This is a genomic window from Bradyrhizobium sp. UFLA05-109 (assembly GCF_054185165.1).
Genome location: NZ_JBBIAR010000169.1, coordinates 1 through 642, shown reverse-complemented (window position 1 = coordinate 642; position 642 = coordinate 1). Strand labels below are relative to the sequence as shown.

1 pseudogene is annotated in these 642 nt (G+C 58.4%); it reads left to right on the top strand.

Annotated features, from left to right (window positions below):
- Positions 1-109: 109 nt before the first annotated feature.
- A pseudogene (locus tag Q3C01_RS44875) lies at positions 110-261 on the top strand (IS5/IS1182 family transposase); the annotation flags it as partial.
- Between the last annotated feature and the right edge of the window lie 381 nt (positions 262-642).

Genomic DNA, 642 nt, shown 5'->3' with positions numbered 1-642 from the left:
TAGCTGCAGATTGCATTCTGCTCTCGCCTATTTCAGCCGGCAACAATCAGCACGTCCGGCGGAGGGACAAATCAGCCGCCTGACCCTGTCCGGCCCCAGCTGCCCACCCCACACGCTTAACGCCGTGATCACGGACATGGAGGCGCCGATTGGCAACACTATCGAACACCTCTTCGCCGACAAGGGCTATCGAAGCCACAATGCCCCACATCAGGCCGGAAGCGGCGGGTAACGCGACAGATCAAGCGCGAACTGCGCAGGTGAACGCCGTCCTTGGCGCCGCCGGCTACAATTTCCGGCATCTTCTAAGCTGACTGCAGCTTCTGTTGCGGCAAATCGTCGTCCGGCTCATCCTCCGGCTTCAGCTCGTTCGGAGCTGAAATCCCAGTTCCTCACGGACGACTAAGCGCGCTTGGTGAACTCGAGATGTATAGGTCATCATCATGACGGCGTACGACCGACCAATCATCCTTAGTTGATTGGCTCACTACGTGAGGCAGCCGACTTTGTCGGAAGACATTTCGCGATAGCGTCGATGGCCTGCTCCAGTGCTACCGAGAGCGCGTTCCTTGCCCTTAACGCTCCAGCTTCCATCAGCGGATTTCCCGCCGCTGGGCCGCAGACATAGCTTGTTATATCTGC